21 protein-coding genes are annotated in these 20,499 nt (G+C 64.0%); 10 read left to right on the top strand and 11 right to left on the bottom strand.

Annotated elements, in window-relative coordinates; translation table 11 throughout:
• Nucleotides 1–48 precede the first annotated feature (48 nt).
• The 3 genes from QCE49_RS05340 to aceA all read left to right on the top strand — a co-directional run bounded on the left by QCE49_RS05340 (nucleotide 49) and on the right by aceA (nucleotide 4,120).
• Nucleotides 49–318: an acyl-CoA-binding protein gene (locus QCE49_RS05340; RefSeq protein WP_008350142.1), complete on the top strand. Its 270-nt coding sequence runs from the start codon at nucleotides 49–51 to the stop codon at nucleotides 316–318.
• Between the two features lie 474 nt (nucleotides 319–792).
• Nucleotides 793–2,439 (top strand): DEAD/DEAH box helicase, encoded by a 1,647-nt coding sequence (locus QCE49_RS05335; protein WP_250456415.1) that lies wholly within the window; start codon nucleotides 793–795, stop codon nucleotides 2,437–2,439.
• Nucleotides 2,440–2,812: 373 nt separating this feature from the next.
• Nucleotides 2,813–4,120 carry an isocitrate lyase gene (aceA, locus tag QCE49_RS05330; protein ID WP_008350146.1) on the top strand — a complete coding sequence of 436 codons (1,308 nt, stop codon included), beginning with the start codon at nucleotides 2,813–2,815 and terminating at the stop codon, nucleotides 4,118–4,120.
• An 86-nt stretch (nucleotides 4,121–4,206) separates the two neighbouring features.
• Here aceA and QCE49_RS05325 read toward each other — a convergent pair whose 3' ends face one another.
• A complete protein-coding gene (locus QCE49_RS05325; RefSeq protein ID WP_008350148.1) occupies nucleotides 4,207–4,641 on the bottom strand; it encodes a universal stress protein in 435 nt (144 codons plus the stop codon).
• A 132-nt stretch (nucleotides 4,642–4,773) separates the two neighbouring features.
• Complete coding sequence (locus QCE49_RS05320) at nucleotides 4,774–5,676, bottom strand: LysR family transcriptional regulator (RefSeq protein WP_034472020.1); 903 nt, start codon at nucleotides 5,674–5,676, stop codon at nucleotides 4,774–4,776.
• A gap of 138 nt (nucleotides 5,677–5,814) precedes the next feature.
• Here QCE49_RS05320 and QCE49_RS05315 point away from each other — a divergent pair, with 138 nt between their 5' ends.
• From QCE49_RS05315 to QCE49_RS05305, 3 genes are all read left to right on the top strand, one after another.
• On the top strand, nucleotides 5,815–6,654 hold the full coding sequence (locus QCE49_RS05315) for a haloacid dehalogenase type II (RefSeq protein ID WP_250456416.1): 840 nt from the start codon (nucleotides 5,815–5,817) through the stop codon (nucleotides 6,652–6,654).
• A gap of 18 nt (nucleotides 6,655–6,672) precedes the next feature.
• Complete coding sequence (gene aceB / locus QCE49_RS05310) at nucleotides 6,673–8,283, top strand: malate synthase A (protein ID WP_250456417.1); 1,611 nt, start codon at nucleotides 6,673–6,675, stop codon at nucleotides 8,281–8,283.
• A gap of 153 nt (nucleotides 8,284–8,436) precedes the next feature.
• Nucleotides 8,437–8,697: a hypothetical protein gene (locus tag QCE49_RS05305; protein WP_008350156.1), complete on the top strand. Its 261-nt coding sequence runs from the start codon at nucleotides 8,437–8,439 to the stop codon at nucleotides 8,695–8,697.
• A gap of 17 nt (nucleotides 8,698–8,714) precedes the next feature.
• Here the strand turns inward: QCE49_RS05305 and QCE49_RS05300 are convergent, their stop codons facing one another.
• Entirely contained in the window at nucleotides 8,715–9,005 is a 291-nt protein-coding gene (locus QCE49_RS05300; RefSeq protein WP_008350158.1) for a putative quinol monooxygenase, read from the bottom strand.
• 460 nt (nucleotides 9,006–9,465) lie between these two features.
• Nucleotides 9,466–10,674: an outer membrane protein assembly factor BamC gene (bamC, locus tag QCE49_RS05295; protein WP_034472024.1), complete on the bottom strand. Its 1,209-nt coding sequence runs from the start codon at nucleotides 10,672–10,674 to the stop codon at nucleotides 9,466–9,468.
• A gap of 416 nt (nucleotides 10,675–11,090) precedes the next feature.
• On the opposite strand from bamC, the gene QCE49_RS05290 reads away from it, so the two are divergent.
• Together QCE49_RS05290 and QCE49_RS05285 are read left to right on the top strand one after the other, a co-directional pair.
• The gene (locus QCE49_RS05290; protein ID WP_008350161.1) at nucleotides 11,091–11,552 is read left to right on the top strand and encodes a DUF2844 domain-containing protein; all 462 of its coding nucleotides are present in this window, start codon (nucleotides 11,091–11,093) and stop codon (nucleotides 11,550–11,552) included.
• Nucleotides 11,553–11,562: 10 nt separating this feature from the next.
• Nucleotides 11,563–12,849: a DUF3443 domain-containing protein gene (locus QCE49_RS05285; protein ID WP_284508265.1), complete on the top strand. Its 1,287-nt coding sequence runs from the start codon at nucleotides 11,563–11,565 to the stop codon at nucleotides 12,847–12,849.
• 64 nt (nucleotides 12,850–12,913) lie between these two features.
• On the opposite strand, the gene pcaC is transcribed toward QCE49_RS05285, so the two are convergent.
• Genes pcaC through QCE49_RS05255 form a run of 6 tightly spaced genes read right to left on the bottom strand, consistent with a single transcriptional unit; the run spans nucleotide 12,914 to nucleotide 18,066 of the window.
• The gene (gene pcaC, locus QCE49_RS05280) at nucleotides 12,914–13,297 is read right to left on the bottom strand and encodes a 4-carboxymuconolactone decarboxylase (protein WP_008350165.1); all 384 of its coding nucleotides are present in this window, start codon (nucleotides 13,295–13,297) and stop codon (nucleotides 12,914–12,916) included.
• Between the two features lie 2 nt (nucleotides 13,298–13,299).
• Entirely contained in the window at nucleotides 13,300–14,088 is a 789-nt protein-coding gene (pcaD, locus tag QCE49_RS05275) for a 3-oxoadipate enol-lactonase (RefSeq protein WP_175979964.1), read from the bottom strand.
• A gap of 27 nt (nucleotides 14,089–14,115) precedes the next feature.
• Complete coding sequence (locus QCE49_RS05270) at nucleotides 14,116–15,471, bottom strand: 3-carboxy-cis,cis-muconate cycloisomerase (protein ID WP_244808010.1); 1,356 nt, start codon at nucleotides 15,469–15,471, stop codon at nucleotides 14,116–14,118.
• A gap of 4 nt (nucleotides 15,472–15,475) precedes the next feature.
• On the bottom strand, nucleotides 15,476–16,678 hold the full coding sequence (gene pcaF, locus QCE49_RS05265; protein ID WP_250456418.1) for a 3-oxoadipyl-CoA thiolase: 1,203 nt from the start codon (nucleotides 16,676–16,678) through the stop codon (nucleotides 15,476–15,478).
• Between the two features lie 22 nt (nucleotides 16,679–16,700).
• Nucleotides 16,701–17,357 (bottom strand): 3-oxoacid CoA-transferase subunit B, encoded by a 657-nt coding sequence (locus QCE49_RS05260; protein ID WP_250456420.1) that lies wholly within the window; start codon nucleotides 17,355–17,357, stop codon nucleotides 16,701–16,703.
• 16 nt (nucleotides 17,358–17,373) lie between these two features.
• A complete protein-coding gene (locus tag QCE49_RS05255) occupies nucleotides 17,374–18,066 on the bottom strand; it encodes a 3-oxoacid CoA-transferase subunit A (RefSeq protein ID WP_008350174.1) in 693 nt (230 codons plus the stop codon).
• Nucleotides 18,067–18,277: 211 nt separating this feature from the next.
• On the opposite strand from QCE49_RS05255, the gene QCE49_RS05250 reads away from it, so the two are divergent.
• Together QCE49_RS05250 and QCE49_RS05245 are read left to right on the top strand one after the other, a co-directional pair.
• Nucleotides 18,278–19,096 (top strand): IclR family transcriptional regulator, encoded by an 819-nt coding sequence (locus tag QCE49_RS05250; protein ID WP_008350176.1) that lies wholly within the window; start codon nucleotides 18,278–18,280, stop codon nucleotides 19,094–19,096.
• A gap of 34 nt (nucleotides 19,097–19,130) precedes the next feature.
• Nucleotides 19,131–20,054 (top strand): LysR family transcriptional regulator, encoded by a 924-nt coding sequence (locus tag QCE49_RS05245; RefSeq protein ID WP_250456421.1) that lies wholly within the window; start codon nucleotides 19,131–19,133, stop codon nucleotides 20,052–20,054.
• 3 nt (nucleotides 20,055–20,057) lie between these two features.
• Here the strand turns inward: QCE49_RS05245 and QCE49_RS05240 are convergent, their stop codons facing one another.
• Nucleotides 20,058–20,474: a DoxX family protein gene (locus QCE49_RS05240; protein WP_250456423.1), complete on the bottom strand. Its 417-nt coding sequence runs from the start codon at nucleotides 20,472–20,474 to the stop codon at nucleotides 20,058–20,060.
• Nucleotides 20,475–20,499: the final 25 nt, after the last annotated feature.

Here is a 20,499-nt window from a genome sequence, read left to right as displayed (position 1 = left end):
CTCGCTTGCTAAGATCGTCCGGTCCATCTCGATAACAACGGAGAACGCATGACCGACATCGATCAGCAATTCGCCCAAGCCCAGTCCGACGTGACTCAACTGCCCGAGCGTCCCGGCAATCTCACGCTGTTGCGGCTTTATGCGCTTTTCAAGCAGGCGAGCATCGGCGACGTGCAAGGCGAAAAGCCGGGCTTCACGGATATCGCCGGCAAATACAAATACGAAGCGTGGGCCGCGCTGCAAGGCACGCCCGCCGACGACGCCAAGGCACGCTACGTCGAACTCGTCGAATCGCTCAAGCGGGGCGAGGCGGCCTGAGGTTCCGGCCGGCGTCGGCCAGTTCCAGCGGACCGGCCGCGCCGTCCGATGCCCGAAGATGGCGCGGCGATGCGTCAAAATGTGGCGCAGTGCAGCAAATTCCGATATACTAGCGGTCAGCGCTCGATTGCGGGTGGCGAGCCTTCCGGCAAGTCCCACGCAGCAAGGCGCTTCGTAGCGTTTCGCTCCAATCCAGTTTAGAAACTGTCCCCTTCCTGCCAGGCCTTTGCGTCGCATTTGCGCGCAGCACGTTTCTCGGCCCGTCATGCATCAGGCTGACGTCAGCGCCCGTCGTTCTCTTCGGAACGATCGAGCCTGCCGTATCCGATACAGCTTCTAACAAAGATACTCGCCGCACGTTCGCGCGAGTAGCCTACGTTTTTCGATTTGCTCGCTGTTTCTTCGCTCGCTGAATCCAACGACCTGGGTATGCCGATTGGCGCCGACGCCTTATTCCTCGTTTCAAGGATCGACATGACTTCGAGCTTCACCGCTAGCCCGTTGGACAATCTCGCAGCAAACATTGGCATCACCCCCTCGGCCGATACCCCGACCACCGACGCACCCGCCGACAAGCCCGCCGGCCCCACTTTCGAATCGCTCGGCCTTTCCGCCGATATCGTGTCCGCGCTGACCGCTGCGGGCTACGAATCCCCGACGCCCGTGCAGCAGCGCGCGATTCCCGCCGCGCTCGCCGGCCGCGATCTGCTCGTCTCCAGCCCGACCGGTTCGGGCAAGACGGCCGCGTTCATGCTGCCCGCCATCGAAAAATTCGCGCAACTGCAAAAGCTGGAAGCGCAACAGCCGCGCGCGCCGCGCGACCCGAACGCAGCGCGTGGCCGCCGTCCGCAGCCGATCGCGCGCCCGAAGCTGCTCGTGCTCACGCCGACGCGCGAACTCGCGATGCAGGTTTCCACCGCCGCGACCACGTACGGCAAGCATCTGCGCCGCCTGCGCACCGTCAGCATTCTGGGCGGTGTCGCGTACGGCCAGCAGCTCATGCTCCTCGCGAAGAACCCTGAGATTCTCGTCGCGACGCCGGGCCGCCTGATCGACCATCTGGAACGCGGCCGCATCGACCTGTCGGAACTCAACATGCTCGTGCTCGACGAAGCCGATCGCATGCTCGACATGGGCTTCATCGAAGACATCGAAACGATCGTCGACGCGACGCCCGCCTCGCGCCAGACGCTGCTCTTCTCCGCGACCATCGATAGCAAGATCACGTCGCTGACCGGCCGCCTGCTGAAGGATCCGGAGCGCATCGAGATCGTCCAGAAGCTCGAAGCGAAGAGCAACATCGCGCAGACCGTGCATTACGTCGATGACCGCGATCACAAGGACCGCTTGCTCGATCATCTGCTGCGCGGCGAAGGCCTGGATCAGGCGATCGTCTTCACGGCGACGAAGAGCGACGCGGATCTGATCGCCAACCGTCTCGCCGACGCGGGCTTCGAGTCCGCCGCGCTGCACGGCGATCTGCCGCAAGGCGCGCGCAACCGGACGATCCGCGCGCTGCGCGAGCGCCGCGTGCGCGTACTGGTCGCGACCGACGTCGCCGCGCGCGGCATCGACATTCCGGGTATCACGCACGTCTTCAACTATGACCTGCCGAAGTTCGCGGAAGACTACGTGCACCGTATCGGCCGTACCGGCCGTGCTGGCCGCAGCGGCACGGCGGTGAGCCTCGTGCACTACGCCGAAATGGGCGCGTTGAAGCGCATCGAGCGTTTCGTGCGCGCGCCGCTGCCGGTGAACGTCGTCGCAGGCTTCGAACCGCGCAAGGCGCCGCCGAAGGGTGGTTTCGGCGGCGGCCGTGGCCGTCCGGGCGGTAACGGCGGTGGCCGTCGCTTCGGTGGCAATGGCGGCGGCAGCAGCAGTGGCCGTGGTTACGGTCCGGGCAACGCCGGCGGTTATGGCAACAAGTCGAATGCAGGTTCTCGCGAAGGCGGTTATCGCGATGGCGGCGGTTATCGCGGCGGCAACAGCGATGGCGGCTACCGTGGCGGCAACGGCGACGGCGGCTATCGCGGTGGCAATCGCGAAGGCGGCTACGGCTCGCGCGACGGCTACAGCGCACGCCGTAACGACGGCCCGCGCGCCCCGCGCCGCGGCAACTAAGCTGCTTGCGGGAAGCGGTTCCTGATACCGCTTCCCCGTTGCGAAAAGAAAAACCGATGCCTCGTGCATCGGTTTTTTTTCGCCCCGTCGCCATATTTCACCATGCGCAATGCTCTTTTGCGTCGCAAAAGCGGTGCTGCGCGGCACAAAACCGGCGGTTGCAAGATAGAAAACGCCGTTCCGCAATACGATATTCGGATCGTATCTCGTTGATTTTAAACAAGGAAAATATACCAGAATTCTCTGTCAGAGAGGTGTTTCGGAAAATCGCATTAGCCTACACTCTTATATAAGAGTTGAGCAAACGCAGAACGCCGATTCGGCGCCGCTCATGCGATTCAGGAACATCAGTCCAGTCTCAGGGAGATTCGCCATGACCTCACGTCAACAACAAGCCCAGCAACTCCAGCAGCAATGGGAAACCGATCCGCGCTGGAAGGGCATCAAGCGCGGCTACTCGGCGGATGACGTCGTCCGTCTGCGCGGCTCGGTGCAGCCGGAGCACACGCTCGCGCGACGCGGCGCCGAACGGCTGTGGGCATCGATCAACGACGAGCCGTTCGTCAACGCGCTCGGCGCGCTGACCGGCAATCAGGCGATGCAGCAGGTCAAGGCCGGCCTCAAGGCGATCTATCTGTCGGGCTGGCAAGTGGCGGGAGATGCCAACGTCGCGGGTGAAATGTATCCCGACCAGTCGCTGTATCCGGCGAATTCGGTGCCGCTCGTCGTGAAGCGCATCAACAACACGCTCACCCGCGCCGATCAGATTCAATGGTCGGAAGGCAAGAATCCAGGCGATGAAGGCTATATCGATTACTTCGCGCCGATCGTCGCCGATGCCGAAGCGGGTTTCGGCGGCGTGCTGAACGCGTTCGAACTCATGAAGGCGATGATCGAAGCCGGCGCCGCGGGCGTGCACTTCGAGGACCAACTGGCGTCGGTCAAGAAATGCGGTCACATGGGCGGCAAGGTGCTCGTGCCGACGCGCGAGAATGTGGCGAAGCTGTCGGCCGCGCGGCTGGCCGCGGACGTGTGCGGCGTGCCGACGTTGCTCATCGCCCGCACGGACGCCGAAGCCGCCGATCTCGTCACGTCCGACATCGACGACAACGACAAGCCGTTCCTCACCGGCGAGCGCACGGTGGAAGGCTTCTTCCGCACGAAGCCGGGTCTCGCGCAGGCAGTTTCGCGCGGCCTCGCCTACGCGCCCTACGCCGATCTCGTCTGGTGCGAAACGGGCAAGCCGGATCTCGAATACGCGAAGAAGTTCGCCGAGGCGATCCACAAGGCATTCCCCGGCAAGATGCTGTCGTACAACTGCTCGCCGTCGTTCAACTGGAAGAAGAATCTGGACGACGCGACCATCGCCAAGTTTCAGCGCGAACTGGGCGCGATGGGCTACAAGTTCCAGTTCATCACGCTGGCGGGCTTCCACGCGCTGAACTATTCGATGTTCAACCTCGCGCACGGCTACGCCCGTTCGCAGATGAGCGCGTTCGTCGAATTGCAGCAGGCCGAATTCGCCGCCGCCGACAAGGGCTTCACGGCCGTCAAGCACCAGCGCGAAGTGGGCACCGGCTACTTCGACGCGGTCACGCAGACGGTCGAGAAGGAAGCATCGACGACCGCCCTGCACGGCTCGACCGAAGACGAGCAGTTCTTCGACAAGAAGGTCGCGTAATACGGCTTCAGCAGGCGAATCAGGGAGAGTGGTGAAAAGAAGCGGCGTCCCGGCGCGCGCAGCCACGCGCCGGGGAACGCCGCTCGCTAGCGATACACGATCACCGGAATCTTCGTATGCGTCAGGACGCGCTGCGTTTCGCTGCCGATCAGCAGACTGCCGAGACCGCGCCGTCCGTGCGACGCCATCAGGATCACGTCGCAACCATTTTGCTCCGCCGCCTCGATGATGCCGATATACGGCGCCGCATCGATGCTCGTCACGCTCGTGCAGGGCACGCCGGCGCTTTCCGCGGCGCGCTCGACCGCGCGCAGATGTTCGCGGGCTTCGTTCTCGGCGCGGGCGTGAAAATCGTCGGGCGGCTCGACGGCGACATCGGCGAATGGCGAATACGGATACTGAGGCAGGCACGCGTAAGCCGTGATGCGCGCACCGACGGATTGCGCAAGATCGATCGCGCCGTCGATGGCCTTTTGCGATAGCTCCGAGCCGTCGGTCGGCACGAGGATGTGTTTGAACATGGCGTCCTCCCCCGTCAGTTGATGGTGCGTGATTCCATTGTAGTAACGGGCGCCGGCGCAGAGCAATTTCGATGTACCCGCGCGGCGATGCGACGCCGCGCATAGGATTCCGAAGCTTTCACCGGCTCGCAGTCAACCCCAATATCCCGTCGCGTTATAGGTATGTTTGAGCAAATCGAGAAACAATCGCACGCGCAACGGCAGATGCCGCCTCTGCGGAAACACCGCGTGAATGCCGATCGGCGGCGCGGCGTACGCATCGAGCACGCTGACGAGGCGGCCAGCGTCGATGTCATCGCCGACTTCCCACCACGAGCGCCACGCGAGACCGCGGCCTTCGAGACACCATTCGTGCAGCACGGCGCCGTCGGAGCATTCCATCGTGCCGGAAACCTTGATCGTGACAACCTTGCCGTCCTGCTCGAACACCCAGCCACGCTGCTGATTCGCCGACGCGCCGAGTGCCAGGCAATTGTGATGCGCGAGCGCGGCGAGATCGGCGGGCTCGCCACGTTTTTCCAGATACTCCGGCGACGCGACGCACACGCGCCGGTTCTCCCCGAGCTTCAAGGAGACCAGCGACGAATCCGGCAACTCGCCGAGACGCACGGCGCAGTCGAAGCCTTCGTTGACGAGATCGACCATGCGGTCGGTCAGGTCGAGACTCACGGAAACGTCCGGATGCAAGGTCGTGAACTTCGGCACGAGCGGCGCGACGTGACGCCGTCCGAAGCCCGCCGGCGCCGAGACGCGCAAATGCCCGCTCGCCTTCACGCCGCCCGCCGACACGCTCGCCTCCGCGTTCTGCATGTCGTTGATGATGCGCTGGCAGTCCTCGAGAAACGCGGAGCCTTCGAAGGTCAGCGTGATTCGGCGCGTCGTACGCACGAGCAGCTTCACGCCGAGCCGCTCTTCGAGCGCATCCAGCCTGCGTCCGATGACGGCCGGCGCGATGCCCTCCGCCTGTGCCGCCGCCGACAGGCTGCCCTTCGCCGCGACCGAAGCGAAGGTTTCTATCTGCTTGAATCGATCCATGCGCGTTCGTCGTCAATATCGGTGTTGAACCACATATTAGGTAAGTAAAAGTAAAAGATCAATTGATGCTGCGGCGCTTTTTCCATCACTTAGATCACGAATACAATCGATTCCGACCTCTAAACGGAGCGCAAGGCTATGTCGGCCATAACGACACACGCATCGTCCAGCGAATTTTCCCGCGAGTTGTCCAAGCTCCCCCGCGCAGTCATCTTCGACGCTTACGGCACGCTTTTCGACGTCCACTCGGTCGTCGCGGCGGCCGAGCAGCTCTTTCCCGGCCACGGCGACGCACTCTCGAAGCTCTGGCGCCGCAAGCAGATCGAGTACACGCAACTGCGCACGCTCGCCGATCCGTCGGGCGCGCACTACGAGCCGTTCTGGACAATCACGATCGATGCGCTGCGCCACGCGGCTGCACGCCTGAACCTCGCCGATGCGCTCACGAGCGCCGCCGAGAAGCGCCTGATGGACGAATACGCGTGCCTTTCCGCGTTCCCCGACACGCTGCCCGCGCTCAGAGCGTTGCGCGACGGCCTCGCCATTCCGCTCGCGATTTTGTCGAACGGCAATCCGCCGATGCTCGACATCGCCGTGAAAAGCGCCGGCATGAGCGGCCTCTTCGATTACGTTCTGTCGGTCGATGCAGCGCGCGCCTACCAGCCCGCGCCCGCCGCCTACGCGGTCGGCACCCGAGCCTTCGACGCCAGCGCGCGCGACATCGTATTCGCGTCGAGCAACGGCTGGAATGTCGCCGGCGCAACATGGTTCGGCTACACGACTTTCTGGATCAACCGCGCCGCGCTGCCGCCCGAGGAACTGGGCGTCGCGCCGCACGGCAGCGGCCGCGGCATGGCCGATCTCATCGCTTTCATCGAAGGCGGCGCGGTGCGCGCCGTCGCCAACTCTCGCCGGATCACGCAGCCGAAAAGCAGGCAGCGCAACGCTTCACGCACAACCACTAGCAAAACCGTCTGACCGACCAAGGAGAAAACCATGACGCATCCATCGAATCCGCTTTCGCTTCCGAAAGGCATGGCCATCTCAGCCGATATCAAGCCCGGCTACGAGACCACCCTGACGCCCGAAGCGCTCGCGTTCGTCGCGTCGCTGCATCGCCAGTTCGAGCCGCGCCGCCAGCAATTGCTCGCTGCGCGCGTCGAGCGCACGAAGCGTCTCGATGCGGGCGAGCGCCCGAGCTTCCTCGAAGAAACGAAATCGATCCGCGAAGGCGACTGGAAGGTCGCGCCGCTGCCGGCAGATCTTCAATGCCGTCGCGTCGAGATCACCGGTCCGGTCGAGCGCAAGATGATCATCAACGCGCTCAACTCCGGCGCGGATTCCTACATGACCGACTTCGAGGATTCGAATGCGCCGAACTGGGACAACCAGATCGTCGGCCAGGTCAATCTGAAGGAAGCCGTGCGCCGTACGATTTCGCTCGAACAGAACGGCAAGTCGTACAAGCTCAACGACAAGATCGCGACGCTGATCGTGCGTCCGCGCGGCTGGCATCTCGACGAAAAGCACGTCACCGTCGATGGCGAGCGCGTGTCGGGCGGCATCTTCGATTTCGCGCTCTTCCTGTTTCACAACGCGAAGGAGTTGATCGCGCGCGGCAGCGGTCCGTACTTCTATCTGCCGAAGATGGAAAGCCATCTTGAAGCGCGTCTGTGGAACGACATTTTCGTCGCGGCGCAGGAGGCCATCGGCATCTCGCGCGGCACGATTCGCGCGACGGTGCTCGTCGAAACGATTCTCGCCGCGTTCGAGATGGACGAAATCCTGTACGAGCTGCGCGAGCATAGCTCGGGTCTCAACGCGGGCCGCTGGGATTACATCTTCTCGGCGATCAAGAAGTTCAAGAACGACACGGACTTCTGCCTCGCCGACCGCGCGAAGATCACGATGACGTCGCCCTTCATGCGCGCCTATGCGCTCGAACTTTTGAAGACATGCCACAAACGCAATGCGCCGGCGATCGGCGGCATGTCGGCGCTGATTCCGATCAAGAACGATCCGGCCGCGAACGACAAAGCGATGGGCGGCGTGCGCTCCGACAAGGCGCGCGACGCCTCTGACGGCTACGACGGTGGCTGGGTCGCGCATCCGGGCCTCGTGCCGGTCGCGATGGAAGAGTTCGTGAAGGTGCTCGGCGACAAGCCCAACCAGATCGATAAGCAGCGCACCGACGTGCAGGTGACGGCGCACGATCTGCTCGACTTCCGTCCGGAAGAGCCGATCACCGAAGCGGGCGTGCGCAACAACGTGAACGTCGGCGTCCACTATCTCGGTTCGTGGCTCGCGGGCAATGGCTGCGTGCCGATCCACAATCTGATGGAAGACGCCGCGACCGCCGAAATCTCGCGCTCGCAGGTGTGGCAATGGATCCGCTCGCCGAAGGGCAAGCTCGACGACGGCCGCAAGGTCACCGCATCGATGGTGCGCGAGATCACCATCGACGAACTGGAGAAGGTGAAGCAGGCGGTCAGCGCGTCGGGCGCGGACACGAAGCCCTACGAACGCGCGGCGAAAATCTTCGAGGAAATGTCGACTTCGGCGCACTTCACCGAGTTTCTGACGCTGCCGCTGTACGAGGAAATTTGAGCGTTTCGTGCCGTCTCGCGCACGAACGGAAAACGGCCTTCGGGCCGTTTTTTCGTCTGGCACGCCGCATGGATCGCGCACGGCGTGTGCTACATTGCGCATCGTCTTTTCAACGATTCAACCGTGGAGCGCACTCATCGTGCGAACGACAGCATGAGCAATATCCAGCTCGATATCGAATGGACCGAAGCGGCATCGCGCAAGATCGAAAAACTGATGCCGCGCAACGCGAACAAGGACTCGTATCTGGCGCTGCCGCCCGTCGAATGCCTGCCGATGGAAGGCGACGTGCTGTTCCTCGGACCGTCCGGCAAGCAGCAGCCGTTCATCGTCGCGGAGCGCCAGTATCATCACGACGGCGACGCCGACTGGACCATCATCCTGATCCTCGACGTCCCGCAAGAAACGCATTAAAAGCGCTGTCCGGTCCGTCAGAGAATCTTGCTCGCGACACGGACTTCGCCGTGCTCGCACAAGTCCGGCGATTTGGCGCGGAACGTCTGGATGTGCGCCGTTTCGCCGTGCTTCGCGAGCGCGGCCTCGCTCTCCCAGCGCTCGACGAAGATAAAGCGCCGCGGCTCCTTCAGGTCGCGGTGCAAGTCGTATTGCAGCGCACCCGCCTCCTTGCGCGTCGGCTCGACGTTCGCTTCCAGCACTTCCCTCAGTTCCTCTTCCTTGCCCGGTTTGGCAACAAAGATCGCGACGACGGCAACTTCCGACATGAGCTTCTCCTTTCTTACTTGAACGATGGAAGCACGAGCATAACCGCGCATCGCGCATGTCGCCGAAAACGCCCGATCTGCAAGCCAAAGAAAAAGCCCGCGTTCCAAGAGAAACGCGGGCAAAAACCGTCGCCCTACGAGGATAGGCGACGGGGCCATCGGGGTTCGCGCAGCGCGAACCAATCGTCTGTTTGTCAGGTACAACGTGCGTGATACGCGCGCTTCGTGGAACTTCCGGCGGGTGATTTACGCCACTGATGCAATGTACTGTCCGGGCGTTCATTTCTATAAGCTTTTGCGCACATTTCCCGATAGAAAGAATTGTCTGCGCAATATTTACGCGTCGCTCGCATTTCCGTGCGCGCTGAAAAAATCGTTTGCGCGCCCGGCGGCGGCATCGACGGCGTAAAAAAACCGCCTCGCGAAGGAGGCGGTTTCTGCGGATCGGCGCGGAAAACGATCAGCTGATCTGGTCGGCGAGCAGCGCCATGATCTGGCGAGCTTGCGGCGACGAATCGACTTCGCCCTTGTCGTCGACGATCGCCACGCGCGTTTGCTGCTCGGTGACGGCGCGCACGTTGACCTGATACTGCTTCGCCTTCATTTCCTTGCGGCCGTGGAACACCTGGCTCCAGAAGCCTTGTTCCGCCGACGACTTGTCCGTCGGATCGACGTAGCGCACGTAATAGACGCCCTTGCTGCGGTCGCGGTCGTCCACCGTGAAGTTGGCGCGATCGAGCGCGATGCCCACGCGCAACCACGCGCGGTCGTACGCTTCCGGCAAGGTCAGTTGCGACGATGCGGCCTCGGGCACGACTTCGTTGCGGATCGGCGAATTGCCCGCGTACGCGGCGTTCTGCGCCGCGACCGACGCAGCCTTCGCATCGCCGCCCTTCGCGGCTTGCGCGCCCGCAGCACCGGCGGCCGGGGCGTCGAGCGGCGTTGCGCCGCCGGAAGCCGCCCGCTGGTCGGCCAGCGAGAGCGAGGACATCAGGCGCTTGAGGTATTCGTTCTCGAGCGCGGGATCGTTCGGGCGGGCCTGCCACTGGCTCGTGTCATTGTTCACGCCGGTCAGCGCCTCGCGCATGCCCTTCTGGCTGATGAACACATACGTGCCGCCGTTCGGCGCCGCTTCGAGGCGCGTGCGGTACTTGTTGCGCTCGGCCGTGACATACGAGTTGCCGGTTGCCTTGGCGAGCGTGTCGCGGATCAGGCCGTCGGAAATCTGCGGATGGGTTTCGTTCCAGTCCGTTTCCATCACGCCCTTGTCGCGCTGATCGACGACGAGCAGAAAGCCCTGCTCCTGCCAGAAACGGCGGACCTGCGGCCACACCTGATCGGGCGTCTTGCCATCGACGACGAGCCAGCGCTCGGTGCCGTCGCGCTGAACGCGCATGCCCGACACCGGCGGAACCACCGTGGGCGCGTTCGGTGCGACTTTCTGAATCTGCTGCAGATCGGACAGCGATGCCTGCCCGCCCTGCGGCGGCAATGAACGCTGATCGGCCGCTTCGTCGAGCAGGTTCGGCGGCACGGCGAGAGACACCTGTTTCGAACGCTGATCGCTCTTGTAGTTGAACGCGTTGGGATTGGACGAGCCACATCCCGCCACGATTCCGGCCACCGCGAAAAGCGCAGCCATCCGCTTCGTTACACGAAAATCTGTCATTTGGAGAAGTCCTTCCGCTACGCCACGGGCGTTCTTCCGTGGATCAACCCGTTATTTTACCGGTCCGCCGTGCGCCGTGACAAAAAAGAGGTCACGACGGCTTCCGGCAAGGCTGCGCAGCGCGCCCATTAAACGTTGCCTTTCAATGACGAAAGCAGACTACGCGCAGCCAAAAGGCGCGCCTCAAACTTCCATTTAAGCCGCTCCGCATCGAATTGACAATTTATGACAATCGCGAAAAACGGCAATTCGGCTTTTCGATCTGCGTAACCTTTTGATTCATAGAGACTTCTTTTTCTCCTACGCGCATGCGCCCGTTTCGCGCGGAAAACATCGACGTGTATCAGTTTTTTCTGACTTCCTCCTAAAATCGCATCTCGAAAATAAGAAGAGTCCTAATTAACGGAGAGAACGTCATGAGAAAAATCAGAATTCCTCACTACGCGACCGCGTGCCTGACCATTCTGGCGATCGGCGCGTCGGCTAATGCCCACGCGCAGCTCGGTGCCGCCGGGCGCGCGTCGAGCGCATCGCAGGGCGATGTCGTGCATCAGGCGCAGAGCGGCCTCGTGAAATTCCACGAAACGACCGATGCCGACGGCATCGTCGTGCGTGAGTATGTCGATTCGAGCGGCACGGTGTACGCGGTGTCCTGGCGCGGCCCGGCGATGCCGGACGTCCGCACGCTGCTCGGCAGCCATTTCGAGACGTTCAGGCAAGGCGCGAGCGCGTCGGTCGGCGATGCGGGCCTGCATGCGGCGCATGTCGCCGCGGGCGATCTCGTCGTCGAAAATCGCATGCGGCTGCGCGAATTCATCGGCCGCGCATGGCTTGCGAGCGCCCTGCCGCCGGGCGTGAGCGCAACGGACATTCAGTAAGAGGCCCGCCATGAACCCACGCGCCCTTCTCTCGATCGCCGCACTCGGCACTTGCGTTCTGCTTCACGCCTGCGGCGGCGGCGGAGGTTCGGACGGCGGCTCGAACGGCAGCGCCGCCGCGTCGCCTCACCAGGCCAGCGCGCCCCAGACGGCCAGCGCCGCGACGCCCGCGAGCGCGGCGTCGTCCCCATCCACCGGCACGACCGTCGCGCAATCGACGACGCCCAACGTCCAGATCATCCATGTTTCCAGCACGCCGACCAACACGCGCAACATGCTGCAAACCAGCGTGACGATCTGCGTGCCGGGCACGGACACATGCCAGACCATCGACGACATTCAGGTCGATACCGGCTCGCACGGCTTGAGAGTGCTGGCGTCCGCACTCAGTCCGTCGATCGCGTTGCCGCTCGTTGCGGGCGGCAGCCAGAGCGCGATCATCGCGGAATGCGCCGTGTTCGGCTCAGGCTATACGTGGGGCGCGGTCCGCACGGCCGATATCCGGCTCGCGAGCCAGGTCGCGCGCTCGACTTCCGTGCACCTGATCGCCGACTCCGCCGCAGGCAACGCGGCGCAGGACTGCGGCCAGTCCGGCCTGCCGATGCTCTCCGCGTCGAGCCTGCGCGGCAACGGCATCCTCGGCGTCGGACCGTTCACCGCGGACTGCGGCGCGGGATGCGCGACCTCGGCGATGCCGCGCTGGTACTACAGCTGCATCTCGGGCAACTGCACCGCGAGCAAGCTGGCGGTCGCGCAGCAGGTGACCAATCCGGTCGCGAACTTCGCGTCGGACAACAACGGCGTGCTGATCGAGCTGCCCGACGTGCCGGATAGCGGCGCATCGGCGGTCACGGGGACGATGACCTTCGGCATCGGCTCGCAGTCGAACAATCTGCTCGGCTCGGCCACGGTGCTCAAGGCGAGTTCGCTGTCCGGCTACGTCACGACGGATTTCGGCGGCAGCCAGTACGGTTCGAGCTTCATCGATAGCGGATCGAACGGCGTCTTCTTCCCGTCGGCGACGCTCGCGAAGTGCGGCGCGTGGTATTGCCCGTCGACGCCGACGACGATCGCCGCGACGATCCGTTCGTCGAGCGGCGCGCAGAGCGCGGTGAGCTTCACCATCGCGCAATCGACGACCTTGTTCGGCACCGGCCACTTCGCCTTCGACAATCTCGCCGGATCCGCGAGCGGCTTCTTCGACTGGGGCTTGCCTTTCTTCTACGGACGGCGCGTGTTCACGGCGCTCGCAGGACGCCCGACGCCCGCAGGACCGGGACCGTTCTACGCGTTCTGAGTCCGCAAAGGAAAAAACCGTCTCCGGTTTCCCGGAGACGGTTTTTATCGGTTCCGCGTCGCGACTACGCCTTGCTCTCTTCGTCGAAGATTTTCTGCGCGAGGTGGAACGCCGAATTCGCCGCTGGCACGCCGCAGTAGACCGCCGTTTGCAACAGCACTTCCTTGATCTCGTCTTGCGTGACGCCGTTGTTCTTCGCGGCGCGCAAGTGCAGTGCGAGTTCTTCGCTGCGGTTGAGCGCGACCATCATCGCGATCGTGATGAGGCTGCGCGTGTGACGCGGCAGGCCGTCGCGCGTCCAGATTTCGCCCCACGCATAGCGCGTGATGAAGTTCTGGAATTCGGTCGTCAGCTCGGTGCGGTTTGCAAGCGAGCGGTCGACGTGCGCGTCGGACAGCACCGCGCGGCGCACTTTCATCCCGGCTTCGTAACGTTCGTCGTCGGTCATCTTTATTCTCCGAGGAAGTCGAGGACGGCGCGCGTGTAGTCGTCGCGCTTTTCGATGTTCGACAGATGCGCCGCGTCCAGTTCGACGTAGCGCGAGCCGCCGATATAACCCGCGAGCTCGCGGCCCTGCTCGGCCGTCGTCGACAGATCGTGCGTGCCCGCAATCACAAGCACGGGCAATGCGATGGTCTTCGCTTCGTCGCGCAGGTCGGCGTCGCGGATCGCCTCGCAGTTCGACGCGTAGCCGTCGCCGTTGGTGTGGCGAAACACGTCGCGGATATTCGCGAGTTCGAGCTGCTCACGCTCGATGAAGGGCGCGGTAAACCAGCGCGCGATCACGGCGTCGGTCAGCGCGGGCATGCCGCCCGGCTCGCGCGCTTTCGCGGCGCGCGGCGTCCACACGGCGTCCGAGCCGATCAGCGCGGCGGTGTTCGACAACACCACGCGCGAGAAGCGCTCCGGATGACGCGCCGCCAGCCCGATGCCGGTCAGCCCGCCCATCGACAGGCCGCAGTAGTTCGCGCGCTCGATTTTCAGATGATCCATCAGGCCGATCACGTCGCCGATCAGCTGATCGATCGTGTACGGGCCCGGCGGCACGTCCGAATGACCGTGGCCGCGCGTGTCGTAGCGCACGACGCGATAGCGCGCGGCGAACGCCTCGATGTTCGGCGTCCACATCGAGACATCGGCGCCGAGCGAATTCGACAGCACGAGCCACGGCGCGTTGTCGCCCGCCGTCGCGTCGATGCGATAGTGAATCCGTGTTCCGTTGACTTCGGCAAGAGGCATGTTTTTACCGCTCCTGTGTGTTCCTGCTTATTTCGAGTGAGCGTTCGCGATGGCGGCATCGACGAACGCCTGCGCCTGTCCGACGTAATTCGCCGGATCGAGCAGCGATTTCAGTTGATCCTGCGAAACATGACGCGTGACGGTTTCGTTCGAGAAGAGTTCGTCGAAGAGCGACGTGCCGTTCGCCACCGACGCCTTCGACGCGCCTTCGACGAGCTTGTGCGCGTCGAGCCTGCCGATTGCGTCGCCGAGCGCGAGCATCACCGCTTCGCCGAGAATCAGTCCGTTGGTCACGTCGAGATTGCGTGCGAGCCGTTCGACATTGACTTCCATCGACGGAACGATGCCCACGATGTTCGACAACGCGCCCGCCGTCAGACGCGCGAGATCGGGCAGCGCTTCCCATTCGGCCTGCCAGCCGCCGAGCGCGCGCTCGTGCTCCTGGACCATGCCCGCGAAGATCGTCGCGACGAGATTCGGCGCGCGCGTCGCGGCGGTCAGAACGGCCGCGCAGCCGACTGGATTGCGCTTGTGCGGCATCGTCGATGATCCGCCCTTGCCTGCGGCCGCCGGTTCGGCGACTTCTCCGAGCTCGGTCTGCATCATCAGCGAGACATCGCGCGCGATCTTGCCCAGCGTGCCCGTCAGCATGCCGAGAAACGACGCGGTTTCCGCGATGCGATCGCGCTGCGTGTGCCACGGCAACGCGGGAAGCGCCAGCTTCAGGTCCTGCGCAAGCGATGCCGCGACCGGCAAGGCCTTGTCGCGCAGACTCGCGAGCGTGCCCGCCGCGCCGCCGAATTGCAGCACGAGCGCGCGCGACCTCAGTTCGCCGAGGCGCTCGCGATGACGCGTCACTGCATCGAGCCATTGCGCGAACTTCAGGCCGAGCGTGATCGGCAGCGCCTGCTGAAGCCAGGTGCGGCCGATCATCGGCGTGTTTTTGTGGGCTTGCGCCTGCGTGGCGAGCGCATCGGAGAGCGAGCGCAGATCCGCATCGATCAGATCGAGAAACGCGCGCAATTGCAGCACGACGCCCGTATCGATGATGTCCTGACTCGTCGCGCCCCAATGCACGTACTTGGCTGCTTCGGCGTCGCGCGCCTTCACGACGGCCGTCAGTTGCTTGACGAGCGGAATCGCGAGATTGCCGCCCGCCGCGGCGCCGGTCATCAGCGCATCGGCGTCGATGTTATCGGCATCGCAGGCGGCGACGATCGCATCCACCGCGCCCGACGGAATCACGCCATGCAGCGCGGATGCGCGCGCGAGCGCGGCTTCGACATCGAGCATGGCCTGCACGGTCGCGCGCGGCGACCAGATCTCGTTCGCGGCGGCGTTGCCGCAAATGAGATCGGTCAAACGTCCGGTCGATGAAAACATGTGATCAGACGCGCTCGATGATCATCGCGATGCCTTGGCCGACGCCAATGCACATCGTGCAAAGCGCGTAACGTCCGCCCGTGCGATGCAACTGGTAGCTCGCGGTCGTGACGAGCCGCGCGCCGGACGCGCCCAGCGGATGGCCGAGCGCGATCGCACCGCCGTTCGGATTGACGCGGGGATCGTCATCGGCGACGCCGAGCATGCGCAGCGTCGCCAAACCTTGGGACGCGAACGCTTCGTTCAGCTCGATCACGTCCATCTGGTCGATGGTCATGCCGAGACGCGCAAGCAGCTTCTGCGAGGCCGGACCTGGACCGATGCCCATCACGCGCGGCGGCACGCCGGCCGTGGCCAAGCCCAGAATGCGCGCGCGCGGCGTGAGGCCGTTGCGCTTCGCGCTTTCCTCGTCGGCTATCAGCATCGCGACCGCGCCGTCGTTCACGCCCGACGCGTTGCCCGCCGTCACCGAGCCGTCCGGACGCACGACGCCCTTCAGTTTCGCGAGCGCTTCGAGGCTCGTTTCGCGCGGATGCTCGTCCTTGTCGACGACGAGCGCATCGCCCTTTTTCTGCGGAATCGTCACCGCGACGATTTCCTGCGCCAGCGTGCCGTCCTTTTGCGCGCGCGCCGCCTTCTGCTGCGAGCGCAGCGCGAACGCGTCCTGATCGGCGCGGCTGATCTTGTAGTCGTCCGCGACGTTTTCGGCGGTTTCCGGCATCGAATCGACGCCGTACTGCTTTTTCATCAGCGGATTGATGAAGCGCCAGCCGATGGTCGTATCGTGGATTTCTGCGGAACGCGAGAACGCGCTCGTCGCCTTGCCCATCACGAACGGCGCGCGGCTCATGCTTTCGACGCCGCCCGCGATCATCAGGCTCGTCTCGCCCGACTTGATGGCGCGCGCGGCCACGCCGATCGCATCCATGCCGGAGCCGCACAGACGATTGACCGTCGAGCCCGGCGTGCCGACCGGCAAACCGGCCAGCAGCGCCGACATGCGCGCGACGTTGCGGTTGTCTTCGCCCGCCTGATTCGCGCAGCCATAGATCACTTCGTCGATGGCTTCCCAGTCCACTTCCTTGTTGCGCTCGACCAGCGCGCGCAGCGGCACGGCGCCGAGATCGTCGGCGCGCACGGAGGACAGCGAACCGCCGTAACGGCCGATCGGCGTGCGGATGGCATCACATACGAAAGCTTCTTTCATGTTCAATGTCTCCAGAATTCTCTCAGGCTGCTTCGGTCAGCGGCGCGTATTGCAGTGGCACCTGGGCCAGCTTCTGCAACTCTTCGAACGACAGGCCGTCGACGATTTCGCGCACGACGAAGCCTTCCGGCGTCACGTCGAACACGGCGAGATCCGTGTACACGCGATTCACGCATGCGACGCCCGTCACCGGATACGTGCAGGCGTCGACCAGCTTGCTCTCGCCCTGCTTGGTGAGCAGTTCCATCATCACGTAGACCTGCTTCGCGCCGATCGCGAGATCCATCGCGCCGCCGACAGCCGGAATCGCGTCGGGCGCGCCGGTGTGCCAGTTCGCGAGATCGCCCGTCGCGGAAACCTGGAAGGCGCCGAGCACGCAGAAGTCGAGATGGCCGCCGCGCATCATCGCAAACGAATCGGCGTGATGGAAAAACGCGCCGCCGGTCAGCAACGTGACGTGCTGCTTGCCTGCGTTGATGAGTTCGTCGTCTTCCTCGCCTTTGGCGGGCGCCGGTCCCATGCCGAGCAGGCCGTTTTCGCTGTGCAGGAAGATCTCGCGGTCCGCCGCGAGATGATTGGCGACGAGCGTCGGCACGCCGATGCCCAGGTTCACGTACGCGCCTTCGGGAATGTCCGCGGCCACGCGCTTGGCCATTTCGTCACGAGTGAGTTTCTTCATGGCTTTTCGTCCTTCCTTAAGCGGCGAGTTCGGCTTGATGCACGGCTTGCGGTACTTCGACGACGCGCTGCACGAAAATGCCCGGCGTCACGATGTTTTCGGGGTCCAGCTCGCCGAGCGCGACGACCTTCGAGACCTGCACGATGGCCGTTTTCGCGGCGCTCGCCATGATCGGACCGAAGTTGCGCGCAGTTTTACGATAGACCAGATTGCCCCAGCGATCGCCCTTATATGCCTTCACGAGCGCGAAATCCGCGTGCAGCGGCGCTTCGAGCACGTAGTGCCGGCCGTCGATCACGCGCGTTTCCTTGCCTTCGGCGAGCTTCGTGCCGTAGCCCGTCGGCGTGAAAAATCCGCCGATGCCCGCGCCCGCCGCGCGGATGCGTTCCGCCAGATTGCCCTGCGGCACGAGTTCCAGCTCGATTTCGCCCGCGCGATAGAGCGCGTCGAACACATGCGAGTCCGTCTGACGCGGGAACGAGCAGATGATCTTGCGCACGCGCTTCGCCTTCAGCAGCGCGGCCAGTCCCGTGTCGCCGTTGCCGGCGTTGTTGTTGACGATCGTGAGCCCGCGCGCGCCCTGCTCGATGAGCGCGTCGATCAGCTCGGACGGCATGCCCGCCGTGCCGAAACCGCCGATCATGATGGTCGCGCCGTCGTGGACGTCGGCGACGGCCGAGGCGAGCGAATCGAAAATCTTGTTGATCATTGCCGTTCCTGTCTGTCTCGAACTGGGGTTTACCTGCTCGTCAGCACACTTGCGCTGAAATGTTCGTCATGCGAACATGGATTCGTTTAGCGAACATCGGCATGTTAGTCCCGCATTCGTTGTCGTGTCAACGAAGCATGCGCGAAGTGGGGGTTTTCACCGAGCTCGAACTTCGCGTCGACCGTCCGTTCGCGCTTTCATCACACGCCTTATGAAGAATTCAGCCACGCTCAATCCGGATGCCGAGCCGCAAGACGCGCAGGCGCGCCCCGGCGATGCCTACGTGCAGTCGTTCGCGCGCGGGCTCGCTGTCATCCGCTCGTTCGATGCGAACCGCCCCGCGCAGACGCTGACGGATGTCGCGGCGGCCACCGGCCTTACGCGCGCCGGCGCGCGCCGCATCCTTCTGACGCTGCAGGCGCTCGGGTATGTCGAGGCCGACGGGCGTCTCTTTCAGTTGACGCCGAAGATTCTCGACCTCGGCTTCGCCTATCTGACGTCGATGCCCTTCTGGAATCTGGCCGAACCGGTAATGGAAGATCTCGTCGAGCAAGTGCACGAAAGCTGCTCGGCGGCCGTGCTGAACGGCGCGGAAATCGTCTATGTGCTGCGCGTGCCGACGCACAAGATCATCACGCAGAATTTGTCGATCGGCAGCCGTCTGCCTGCGTTCTGCACGTCGATGGGCCGCGTCCTGCTCGCCGCGCTCGACGAAGCGCGCCTCGACGAAGCGCTCGATGCGAGTTCGCTGGTCGCGCGCACGCCGCGCACGATCGTCGACAAGGGCGCGCTCAAGGAAGCCATCGCCGCGGTGCGCCGCCAGGGCTGGGCAATCGTCGATCAGGAACTGGAGGAAGGACTGATTTCGATGTCCGCGCCGATCCGCGACCGGCAAGGCCGCGTGATCGCGGCGCTGAACATCAGCGGCAACGCGCAGCGCAAGAACGCAAAGCAGATGGTGAAGGCGTTTCTCGAACCGCTGCAGGAAGCGGCGCAGCGCGTGTCGGACATGGTCGCGCGGCGCGGATGACGCCGTATCGACGCGAGGAGACGGCGGTTCCGAAATGAACGATCTCGATCTCAACCTGATTCCGTACCTCGTCGCCATCGAGGAGACGCGCAACGTGAGCCGCGCCGCCGAGCGGCTCGGGGTGAGTCAGCCGCGCGTGTCGACCGCGCTCGCACGTCTGCGCGAGTACTTCAACGATCCGCTCTTCGTGCGCACCTCGCGCGGCATGGAGCCGACGCCGCGCACCATCGCGCTCGTGCCCGCGGCGCGCGAGGCGCTGGCGCGCATCGAACGCGGCCTGCTCGACCGGCAGCACTTCGATCCTTCGACGAGCACGGAGACGTTTTCGATCGCGCTTTCCGATGTCGGCGAGATCGTCTTTCTGCCGCGCCTCTTGCAGGCCTTCGCGAAGGAAGCGCCGAACGCGAATCTGCGCTCGGTGTCGGCGTCGCATGGCGATGTGGAGCGCGGGCTCGAAGCCGGCGATATCGATCTGGCGGTCGGCTACTTTCCGGACTTGCGCGGCAACAACTTCTTTCAGCAGCGGCTTTTCTCGCACCGGTTCATCTGTCTGATGCGGCGCGATCATCCGTTCGCGAACCAGCCGCTCACGCTCGAACGCTTCATGGAATGCGGCCACGCGGTCGTGCGCGCGGAAGGCCGCAGCCAGGAAGTGCTGGAGAATTATCTCGACAAGGAACGCGTGCGCCGGCGCGCGGTGCTCGAAACGCCGCACTTCATGAGCCTGCCGTTCATCCTGTCGCGCACCGATCTGATCGCGACGGTGCCGCATGCGATCGGCTTCGCGTATGTCGCCGAGCATGCGTCGATCACGCTCGCCGAGCCGCCGCTCGCGTTGCCCCGCTTCGATCTGAAGCAGCACTGGCATCGCAAGTTTCACAACGATGCGCGCACGATGTGGCTGCGCGGCATCGTCGCTTCGCTCTTCAACGACGAGCTAGACGAGTGGCCGAAGTAATGCTCAACGTCGCCCGTCGATGCTCCACGCGCCCGGCCCCGCCGCCGCGATGAACAAATAGATGAACGACAGCAGCACGGCCGGCTCGCCCTGATTCAATAGCGGCAGCAGGAAGTTTCCTTTCGGCGCGTGCCCGATGAAGTACGCGAACGCCAGTTCGCCCGACAACACGAACGCCGCCGCCCGCGTGAACAGGCCGATCAGCACGAGCACGCCGCCGATCAATTCGATGACGCCCGCCACGCCGAGCAGCGAGACGAGCGGCAGACCGTCGAACATCGCGATGTGCGGAACATGGAACAGCTTCGCGCTCGCATGCGTGAGCAGCAGATACGAAGCGACGATGCGCAGCAGCGCGTGAGCGTAGCCGGCGAGCGCCGACGCGTTGGCCGCGGATGGTCGAGTGTGTGTCGCAGACATCGCAAAACTCCAGTGAAGGTGGGTT

The organism is Caballeronia sp. LZ008, from assembly GCF_031451435.1.
Lineage (GTDB): Bacteria > Pseudomonadota > Gammaproteobacteria > Burkholderiales > Burkholderiaceae > Caballeronia > Caballeronia zhejiangensis.
Note: the sequence above shows the minus strand (reverse complement) of the source record. Positions and strands in the feature narration are given on the sequence as shown.

What these genes read in the sequence shown, in the direction of transcription:
- pcaC (WP_008350165.1), bottom strand. Translation starts at nt 13,297, where the DNA reads ATGACCGACGACGAACGTTACGAAGCCGGGATGAAAGTGCGCCGCGCG.
- QCE49_RS05335 (WP_250456415.1), top strand. Translation starts at nt 793, where the DNA reads ATGACTTCGAGCTTCACCGCTAGCCCGTTGGACAATCTCGCAGCAAAC.
- QCE49_RS05270 (WP_244808010.1), bottom strand. Translation starts at nt 15,471, where the DNA reads ATGTTTTCATCGACCGGACGTTTGACCGATCTCATTTGCGGCAACGCC.
- QCE49_RS05285 (WP_284508265.1), top strand. Translation starts at nt 11,563, where the DNA reads ATGAACCCACGCGCCCTTCTCTCGATCGCCGCACTCGGCACTTGCGTT.
- QCE49_RS05290 (WP_008350161.1), top strand. Translation starts at nt 11,091, where the DNA reads ATGAGAAAAATCAGAATTCCTCACTACGCGACCGCGTGCCTGACCATT.
- QCE49_RS05260 (WP_250456420.1), bottom strand. Translation starts at nt 17,357, where the DNA reads ATGAAGAAACTCACTCGTGACGAAATGGCCAAGCGCGTGGCCGCGGAC.
- pcaD (WP_175979964.1), bottom strand. Translation starts at nt 14,088, where the DNA reads ATGCCTCTTGCCGAAGTCAACGGAACACGGATTCACTATCGCATCGAC.
- pcaF (WP_250456418.1), bottom strand. Translation starts at nt 16,678, where the DNA reads ATGAAAGAAGCTTTCGTATGTGATGCCATCCGCACGCCGATCGGCCGT.
- QCE49_RS05240 (WP_250456423.1), bottom strand. Translation starts at nt 20,474, where the DNA reads ATGTCTGCGACACACACTCGACCATCCGCGGCCAACGCGTCGGCGCTC.
- aceB (WP_250456417.1), top strand. Translation starts at nt 6,673, where the DNA reads ATGACGCATCCATCGAATCCGCTTTCGCTTCCGAAAGGCATGGCCATC.
- QCE49_RS05300 (WP_008350158.1), bottom strand. Translation starts at nt 9,005, where the DNA reads ATGTCGGAAGTTGCCGTCGTCGCGATCTTTGTTGCCAAACCGGGCAAG.
- QCE49_RS05305 (WP_008350156.1), top strand. Translation starts at nt 8,437, where the DNA reads ATGAGCAATATCCAGCTCGATATCGAATGGACCGAAGCGGCATCGCGC.
- QCE49_RS05320 (WP_034472020.1), bottom strand. Translation starts at nt 5,676, where the DNA reads ATGGATCGATTCAAGCAGATAGAAACCTTCGCTTCGGTCGCGGCGAAG.
- aceA (WP_008350146.1), top strand. Translation starts at nt 2,813, where the DNA reads ATGACCTCACGTCAACAACAAGCCCAGCAACTCCAGCAGCAATGGGAA.
- QCE49_RS05315 (WP_250456416.1), top strand. Translation starts at nt 5,815, where the DNA reads ATGTCGGCCATAACGACACACGCATCGTCCAGCGAATTTTCCCGCGAG.
- QCE49_RS05325 (WP_008350148.1), bottom strand. Translation starts at nt 4,641, where the DNA reads ATGTTCAAACACATCCTCGTGCCGACCGACGGCTCGGAGCTATCGCAA.
- QCE49_RS05255 (WP_008350174.1), bottom strand. Translation starts at nt 18,066, where the DNA reads ATGATCAACAAGATTTTCGATTCGCTCGCCTCGGCCGTCGCCGACGTC.
- QCE49_RS05340 (WP_008350142.1), top strand. Translation starts at nt 49, where the DNA reads ATGACCGACATCGATCAGCAATTCGCCCAAGCCCAGTCCGACGTGACT.
- bamC (WP_034472024.1), bottom strand. Translation starts at nt 10,674, where the DNA reads ATGACAGATTTTCGTGTAACGAAGCGGATGGCTGCGCTTTTCGCGGTG.
- QCE49_RS05250 (WP_008350176.1), top strand. Translation starts at nt 18,278, where the DNA reads ATGAAGAATTCAGCCACGCTCAATCCGGATGCCGAGCCGCAAGACGCG.
- QCE49_RS05245 (WP_250456421.1), top strand. Translation starts at nt 19,131, where the DNA reads ATGAACGATCTCGATCTCAACCTGATTCCGTACCTCGTCGCCATCGAG.